Here is a 7,652-nt window from a genome sequence, read left to right as displayed (position 1 = left end):
TCGAATTTCCAATTTCGATGATTTTTCACCTTGACATATTACCGCAGGACTTCACCTTTAATATGTACGTATGGGGAGAAAAAAAGTTTCAAAAATAGAAAACACCTTACAGTATTGTAAGGTGTTTTTCTTTAGCTTAAATGCTGTTGAACAAGTTTGTTTACGAGCGAGCCGTCCGCTTTTCCTTTCACTTTCGGCATGATCGCTCCCATTACTTTACCCATATCCGCTTTTGAGGAAGCGCCTACTTCGGCAATCGTTTCTTTCACGATTTGCACAAGCTCTTCTTCGCTCAACTGCTTCGGCATGTAAAGTTCAAGAACCGTAATTTCTTCTTTTACTTTATCAACAAGGTCTGTGCGACCAGCTTTTTCAAATTCTTGGAGGGAGTCTTTACGCTGTTTTAATTCGCGAGAAAGTACGGTTAATTCTTCATCTTCGGTCAACGTTTTGCCAAGTTTAATCGCTTCGTTTTGCAAAGCGGATTTTACCATACGAATGACCGACAATTTGTCCTTCTCTTTGTTTTTCATCGCTTGTTTCATATCATTGTTCAAACGTTCGAGAAGACTCATAAATACACCCTCTTTTAATATTTGCGCTTTCTAGCCGCTTCAGACTTTTTCTTACGTCTTACGCTTGGCTTTTCATAGAATTCGCGCTTTCTTGCTTCTTGTAACGTACCTGTTTTTGAAACCGCACGTTTGAAGCGACGAAGAGCATCTTCAAGCGACTCGTTTTTACGAACGATCGTTTTTGACATCCTACTTCCCTCCCTCCGAACAAAACCGCTAATCCTTGTCACATGTAGAACATGTACTTTCAAAGTATAATATAACCAAGTCCATAAGTCAACTTCTTTTTATGAGCTTAACCGAATGGTATCGTCGACATCGTGAATGACGCGGACAAACTCGCCTTCGTTATACGGATAACCTGCCTTCGTAATCTTCACTTTCACGAGTTGACCGACCATGTCTTCCGTCGCTGGAAACTTTACTTTTAAGTAGTTGTCTGTATAACCGACGTATAGGCCGCTCGTTGGATTTTCTTTGTCAAGTTCTTCTGGAATGACTTCTAGCACTTGTCCTTCAAACTTCGATGCATACTCTTTTGCCAATTGATCAGAAAGCGCGATTAAACGATGGACGCGTTCATTTTTTATTTCCTCGTCCACTTGATCAGGCATTCTCGCAGCTGGCGTCCCCGTCCGTTTCGAGTATGGGAAGACGTGCAATTCGGAGAAACGTTGCGTGCGAATAAATTCATACGTCTCCGTAAATTCTTCTTCCGTCTCACCCGGAAAACCGACAATCACATCAGATGTCACAGCTAAATCAGGAAATACTTCGCGCAGACGAGCTAATCGTTCCGCAAAAAATTCGGTCGTATATTTACGGCGCATCCGTTTTAACACGGTGTTTGAACCGGATTGTAGCGGAATGTGCAAATGACGGACAATTTTATCCGACTGTTTCAACACGTCAATCACTTCATCTGTAATTTGACTCGCTTCAATAGATGAAATACGCAACCGTTTTAATCCTTTCACTTGCTCATCAATATCGCGCAACAACATGGCGAAGTTATAATCTTTCATATCTTCTCCATATCCGCCTGTATGAATGCCCGTTAATACGATTTCCTTATAGCCTGCATCTACAAGCTGTTGCGCCTGACGAATGACTTCTTTTGGATCGCGCGAACGCATTAAGCCGCGCGCCCAAGGGATAATACAAAACGTACAAAAGTTATTGCATCCTTCTTGAATTTTAAGCGATGCGCGCGTGCGATCGGTAAACGCAGGCACGTCAAGTTCTTCATACACGCGCGTCTTCATAATGTTGCGCACCCCATTAATCGGCTGACGTTGTTGTTTAAACTGTTCAATGTACTCTAAAATTTTTCCGCGATCTTGTGTGCCGATGACGATATCAACACCCGGAATCGCCATCACTTCCGCTGGAGATGTTTGCGCGTAGCAGCCTGTTACACATACGACCGCGTCTGGATTACGGCGCACCGCGCGACGAATAACTTGACGGCTTTTTTTATCCCCTGTATTTGTTACTGTACATGTATTAATAACATATACATCGGCATGAGTCTCGAAATCTTTTCGCTCATATCCAGCTTGCTTAAACAATTGCCAAATCGCTTCGGTTTCATAATGATTCACTTTGCATCCTAACGTATGAAATGCAACTGTTGGCATATATATCACCTCACTTTAGTTCCCATTCGTAAGACAAAGCTGATAATGCATATAACGGCGCCGTTTCTGCCCGTAAAATGCGCGGCCCTAGACTACAAGCGATAAACCCATTTTCCGTTAACAAAGCAACTTCCTGCTCCGAAAGCCCTCCTTCCGATCCGAAAACGATTAGGAGCGATTCCCCTTCATTCATCGTTTGAAGGAGGTGAGCAAATGCACGATGCCGCCCTTCTTTCGCCTCTTCCTCGTAAGCGATACATTTATGATCGATATCTTTCGCCCATGTGAGAAGCTGGCGAATGGTCATCGGGGCGTAGACAGGCGGCATATATGCCCGGTGGGATTGTTCGGCTGCCTCTTTGACAATTTTTTGCCAACGTTCTACTCTTTTAACGCCTTTCTTCTCATCCCACTTGACGACGGAGCGAGAAGTGATAAGAGGAATGAACCCTTTTGCTCCAAGTTCCGTTCCTTTTTGCAACACGAATTCATATTTGTCGCCCTTTAACAATCCGCTAGCGATATACGCATGCACAGGAAGTTCTACATTTGTCTCCATCCATTGTATAATACGGCATCGAACAAAATCATTGGAAATTTGTTCGATTTCACAAAGCATCGTCTCACTTTTTTCATTACAACAAAGAAGGCGATCACCTTCATTCATGCGCATGACTCGTCCAATGTGATGGACGTCATCGCCAGAAATGACTACATGATCGCCAACGACTTGCTCATTACGCACAAAATATCGTTGCAATGCGAACACCCTTTTTCGTCATCATGTCAATTTATTGTTTTTTCGCAATAAACGCAACCCAGTCTTCCATCGTCAACGTTTCCTCAATTGTGAAACCAGCGCGCAAAAGACCTTCTTTTACTTCTTGCTTTTTCGTTTGAATGATGCCCGATGTAATAAACATACCACCAGCACGCAATAAACGATACGCATCGTCAACAAAGCGAAGAATAATTTCGGCTAAAATGTTCGCCACGATGACATCTGCCTGTTCATCTATCCGATCAAGTAAATTGTTTTGTGAAACGGTAACGACATCGTGCACTTTATTTAGCTTTACGTTCAACTTTGCGCTTTCTACCGCAACCGGATCTAAATCGAGCGCATGCACACGTTCCGCCCCTAACATGGCTGCGGCAATGCTTAAAATGCCCGAACCTGTGCCGACATCGACGACCGTATCGCCTTTTTTTACCGTTTTTTCAAGCGCTTGAATACACATCACAGTTGTCGGATGCGTTCCTGTACCGAACGCCATGCCCGGATCTAGCTCAATAATTAGTTCATCGCTCGAAACCGGTTCATACGTTTCCCATGTTGGTACGATCGTAAAGCGCTCAGAAATTTTGACAGGGTTATAATATTTTTTCCACGCTGTTGCCCACTCTTCTTCGTTCACTTCGCTAATTGTAATTTTATTTCGTCCGATATCAATGTTATATAACATTAAATTGTTAATCGCCTGTTTAATCTCTTTAACCGTTTCACCTAAAAAACTATTCACTGGCAAATACGCCTTAATGATTACGCCTTCTTCGGGGTAATCGTCAGGATTGAGTTGGTAGATTTCCCCGTAAGTCGTTTCTCGTTCTTTCGTAAGTTCAAACGGATCCTCAATGACGACGCCGCCTGCACCTGCTTCATGTAAAATATTCGAAATCGCCTCGACCGCCTCATGTGTTGTATGAATGCTTATTTCTGACCATTTCATAATCTACCAACTCCTCCTTCACGTTACTCCCCTTTAAATGCTCGCTTCACTTTCGCAAAAAAGCTTTCTTCTTGGCCATGCCCTTGACTCAGTTGTTCAAATTCGCGCAATAACTGCTTTTGACGTTCCGTTAATTTCGTCGGCGTGACGACACGAACGCGAATATGTTGGTCCCCTTTTCCATACCCATGCACATTCGGCACTCCTTTTCCTTTCAAACGGAATTTCGTGCCCGTTTGCGTGCCGGCAGGAATTTTTAATTTCACTTTCCCATACAACGTCGGCACTTCAATATCTGCTCCAAGCGCTGCCTGTGTAAACGTAATCGGCATTTCGCAATAAATATCATCTCCGTCACGTTCAAAAAACTCATGCGGTTCGACATGGAAGACGATATATAAATCTCCCGCTGGTCCGCCATTGATTCCCGGTTCGCCTTGACCGGCTAGACGGAGCTGTTGACCATCATCGACACCTGCAGGAATTTTGACATGAATTTTTTTGCGCTTTTTCACGCGACCTGTCCCGTGACACGTCGCACATTTTTCTTTAATCAACTGCCCTGTGCCGCCGCAATGATGGCAAACGCGTCGGTTCACGATGCGACCAAACGGTGTCGCTTGTTCAATCGTTAGTTGCCCTGTCCCGTGACAATGCGCGCACGTCTCTTTTTTCGTTCCCGGTTTTGCACCAGAACCTTGACACGTATCGCACGTTTCTTCACGCGGAATTTCAATATTTGTTTCTTTGCCGAATACCGCCTCTTCAAATGTCAGGCGCATCGTGTATTGCAAATCTGCGCCTGCGCGCGGTGCGTTCGGATCACGGCGACGTCCGCCGCCAAAAAAGCTGCTAAAAATATCTTCAAAGCCACCAAACCCACCAAAGTCAAAATCAGCGCTGCCAAAACCGCCAAACTGCTGGTTCGGATTGGTATGGCCAAACTGATCGTAGTGGGCGCGTTTTTGATCATCGCTTAGCACTTCGTATGCTTCTTTAATTTCTTTAAACTTTTCTGCTGCATCGGGTGCTTTGTTAATATCTGGATGATACTGTTTGGATAACTTCCGATATGCTTTTTTAATTTCTTCTTTTGTCGCGTTTTTACTCACACCGAGCACTTCATAGTAGTCCCGTTTACTCATGATCACCCACTCCCGACTCGTTCACATGAACGTAATTTTATCATTGTCTAAACTTGTTGCGCAATATATTTGATGTTTCCATAGCAAAAAAGTCAAAGCCAAGGCAGGCCTGACTTTGACTTTTCGTCTGTTTACTTATCTTCTTTCACTTCTTCAAACTCTGCATCGACAACGTTGTCGTCTTTTTTGCCTTCGCTTTGTTGCGCTTGTTGTGCAGCTTGTTCGTACAGCTTGATTGAAAGTTGTTGCACAACTTCTTGCAGCGCGTTTTTCTTCGCACGAATATCTTCGATGTCTTTTTTCTCAAGCGCTTCTTTTAATGCATCTTTTGCTTCTTGCGCTTTTTTCACATCCGCTTCGTCTACTTTTCCTTCTAGCTCTTTTAATGTTTTTTCGGTTGTGAAAATGAGATGGTCCGCTTCGTTGCGAAGTTCGACTTCTTCTTTTCGCTTCCGATCCGCTTCTGCGTTTTCTTCCGCTTCTTTAATCATGCGTTGAATTTCCTCTTCAGAAAGACCAGAAGAAGATTTAATTGTAATTGATTGTTCTTTATTTGTGCCTAAATCTTTCGCACGCACATGCACAATACCGTTCGCGTCAATATCGAACGTCACTTCGATTTGCGGCACGCCGCGTGGAGCCGGTGGAATATCTGTTAATTGGAAGCGACCGAGCGTTTTGTTATCGGCAGCCATCGGACGTTCACCTTGTAACACGTGAATGTCCACTGCAGTTTGATTGTCTGCCGCCGTTGTAAAAATTTGTGATTTACTTGTTGGGATCGTCGTATTGCGTTCAATTAATTTTGTAAATACGCCACCCATCGTCTCAATACCGAGCGAAAGTGGTGTAACGTCTAATAAAACGACATCTTTTACATCACCGGCAATAACGCCACCTTGAATCGCCGCACCGATCGCAACGACTTCATCTGGGTTTACACCTTTATGCGGCTCTTTTCCAATTTCTTTTTTAATCGCTTCTTGAACGGCTGGAATGCGCGTTGAACCACCGACAAGAATGACTTTGTCGATATCATTAGGAGTCAAACCAGCATCTTTTAGCGCTTGACGGACAGGTCCCATCGTACGCTCAACTAAGTGCGCGGACAATTCTTCAAATTTTGCGCGCGTTAACGTCATTTCCAAGTGAAGTGGACCGTTCTCGTTCGCGCTAATAAACGGCAACGAAATTTGAGTTTGCATGACGCCAGAAAGCTCTTTTTTCGCTTTCTCTGCCGCATCTTTTAAACGTTGTAACGCCATTTTGTCTTTTGATAAGTCGATGCCGTGTTCTTTTTTAAACTCCTCGACTAAGTAATCAATAATGACTTGGTCGAAGTCGTCACCACCGAGATGGTTATCGCCAGCCGTTGCTTTTACTTCAAATACACCATCACCTAATTCAAGAATGGACACGTCAAACGTACCGCCGCCAAGGTCATAAACGAGAATCGTTTGATCTTCGTCCATCTTATCTAATCCGTATGCTAACGCTGCTGCTGTCGGCTCGTTAATGATGCGCTCGACTTCTAAACCAGCGATGCGACCTGCGTCTTTTGTCGCTTGGCGTTGTGCGTCGTTAAAGTATGCTGGAACAGTAATGACCGCACGTGTAACCGGCTCACCTAAATATGCTTCCGCATACGATTTTAAGTATTGTAAAATCATTGCCGAAATTTGTTGAGGTGTATATTCTTTTCCTTCGATTTGCACCTTATAGTCTGTTCCCATATGACGCTTGATCGAAATGATCGTATTCGGGTTTGTGATCGCTTGACGTTTTGCAACTTCACCGACTAAACGTTCACCGTTTTTAAACGCAACGACAGATGGTGTCGTGCGACCTCCTTCTGGGTTTGGAATAACTTTTGGTTCTCCACCCTCTAGCACAGCGACACAAGAGTTTGTCGTACCTAAGTCAATACCGATAATTTTGCTCATATACAGTCCCTCCTTATTGATTTACTTTGACCATTGCTGGACGAATGACACGATCTTTTAACTTGTACCCTTTTTGAAACTCTTCAACGACCGTGTTTGGTTCATAGTTTTGATCATCCACTTGCATCACCGCTTGATGTACGTGAGGATCGAACGGTTTTCCAACCGATTCAATCGCTTCGACCCCTTCTTTTTTGAGCGCCTCAATTAACGCGCGATATACCATTTCCATTCCTTGTAATAACGATTTTGCCTTTTCATCTTCGACTTGCACTTGTAGCGCGCGTTCAAAGTTATCTAAAATCGGTAACAAGTCAGCTACTAAGCTTTGCGCGCGATATTTTTCAGCAGCTTCCATATCTAAACGCACTCGGCGACGATAGTTATCGAAATCGGCATGCAAACGAAGCAAACGATTTTCCGCTTCCGCTAATTTCGCTTCTAATTGGGCGATTTTTTCATGCGCAAGCGATAACTCGTCTCGTTCCTCTTGCGTTTCTTCGCTTTGTACTTGCTCATCTTCTTTTTGTTCAGCTTGTACGTCTTCGTTTTGTTGTTCAATCGTTTCATCATATGTACGCTGTTCTTTCTCCATCTTCTCACCTCCCTCAAATACTTG

General features: G+C 43.8%; 8 protein-coding genes. All 8 read right to left on the bottom strand.

Annotated elements, in window-relative coordinates:
- Positions 1-131: 131 nt before the first annotated feature.
- The 8 genes from V7Z64_RS10365 to grpE all read right to left on the bottom strand — a co-directional run bounded on the left by V7Z64_RS10365 (position 132) and on the right by grpE (position 7,628).
- Positions 132-575, bottom strand: a complete 444-nt coding sequence (locus tag V7Z64_RS10365) for a GatB/YqeY domain-containing protein (RefSeq protein WP_003393899.1) — start codon at positions 573-575, stop codon at positions 132-134.
- A gap of 14 nt (positions 576-589) precedes the next feature.
- A complete protein-coding gene (rpsU, locus tag V7Z64_RS10360; RefSeq protein ID WP_003393897.1) occupies positions 590-763 on the bottom strand; it encodes a 30S ribosomal protein S21 in 174 nt (57 codons plus the stop codon).
- Between the two features lie 99 nt (positions 764-862).
- On the bottom strand, positions 863-2,215 hold the full coding sequence (gene mtaB / locus V7Z64_RS10355) for a tRNA (N(6)-L-threonylcarbamoyladenosine(37)-C(2))-methylthiotransferase MtaB (protein ID WP_297987783.1): 1,353 nt from the start codon (positions 2,213-2,215) through the stop codon (positions 863-865).
- Positions 2,216-2,225: 10 nt separating this feature from the next.
- Positions 2,226-2,975 (bottom strand): 16S rRNA (uracil(1498)-N(3))-methyltransferase, encoded by a 750-nt coding sequence (locus V7Z64_RS10350; protein WP_297987781.1) that lies wholly within the window; start codon positions 2,973-2,975, stop codon positions 2,226-2,228.
- A 31-nt stretch (positions 2,976-3,006) separates the two neighbouring features.
- A complete protein-coding gene (gene prmA / locus V7Z64_RS10345; RefSeq protein WP_297987779.1) occupies positions 3,007-3,945 on the bottom strand; it encodes a 50S ribosomal protein L11 methyltransferase in 939 nt (312 codons plus the stop codon).
- Between the two features lie 23 nt (positions 3,946-3,968).
- Positions 3,969-5,090 (bottom strand): molecular chaperone DnaJ, encoded by a 1,122-nt coding sequence (gene dnaJ, locus V7Z64_RS10340; RefSeq protein WP_297987777.1) that lies wholly within the window; start codon positions 5,088-5,090, stop codon positions 3,969-3,971.
- Between the two features lie 131 nt (positions 5,091-5,221).
- The gene (gene dnaK / locus V7Z64_RS10335; protein ID WP_297987775.1) at positions 5,222-7,033 is read right to left on the bottom strand and encodes a molecular chaperone DnaK; all 1,812 of its coding nucleotides are present in this window, start codon (positions 7,031-7,033) and stop codon (positions 5,222-5,224) included.
- A gap of 13 nt (positions 7,034-7,046) precedes the next feature.
- Positions 7,047-7,628: a nucleotide exchange factor GrpE gene (gene grpE, locus V7Z64_RS10330; protein ID WP_297987772.1), complete on the bottom strand. Its 582-nt coding sequence runs from the start codon at positions 7,626-7,628 to the stop codon at positions 7,047-7,049.
- Between the last annotated feature and the right edge of the window lie 24 nt (positions 7,629-7,652).

The organism is Anoxybacillus sp. (genome assembly GCF_036834105.1).
Taxonomy (GTDB): Bacteria; Bacillota; Bacilli; order Bacillales; family Anoxybacillaceae; genus Anoxybacillus.
The sequence above is the reverse complement of the archived record's forward strand: the minus strand, read 5'-3'. Positions and strand labels throughout refer to the sequence as shown.

What these genes read in the sequence shown, in the direction of transcription:
- V7Z64_RS10365 (WP_003393899.1), bottom strand. Translation starts at nt 575, where the DNA reads ATGAGTCTTCTCGAACGTTTGAACAATGATATGAAACAAGCGATGAAA.
- rpsU (WP_003393897.1), bottom strand. Translation starts at nt 763, where the DNA reads ATGTCAAAAACGATCGTTCGTAAAAACGAGTCGCTTGAAGATGCTCTT.
- mtaB (WP_297987783.1), bottom strand. Translation starts at nt 2,215, where the DNA reads ATGCCAACAGTTGCATTTCATACGTTAGGATGCAAAGTGAATCATTAT.
- prmA (WP_297987779.1), bottom strand. Translation starts at nt 3,945, where the DNA reads ATGAAATGGTCAGAAATAAGCATTCATACAACACATGAGGCGGTCGAG.
- dnaJ (WP_297987777.1), bottom strand. Translation starts at nt 5,090, where the DNA reads ATGAGTAAACGGGACTACTATGAAGTGCTCGGTGTGAGTAAAAACGCG.
- dnaK (WP_297987775.1), bottom strand. Translation starts at nt 7,033, where the DNA reads ATGAGCAAAATTATCGGTATTGACTTAGGTACGACAAACTCTTGTGTC.
- grpE (WP_297987772.1), bottom strand. Translation starts at nt 7,628, where the DNA reads ATGGAGAAAGAACAGCGTACATATGATGAAACGATTGAACAACAAAAC.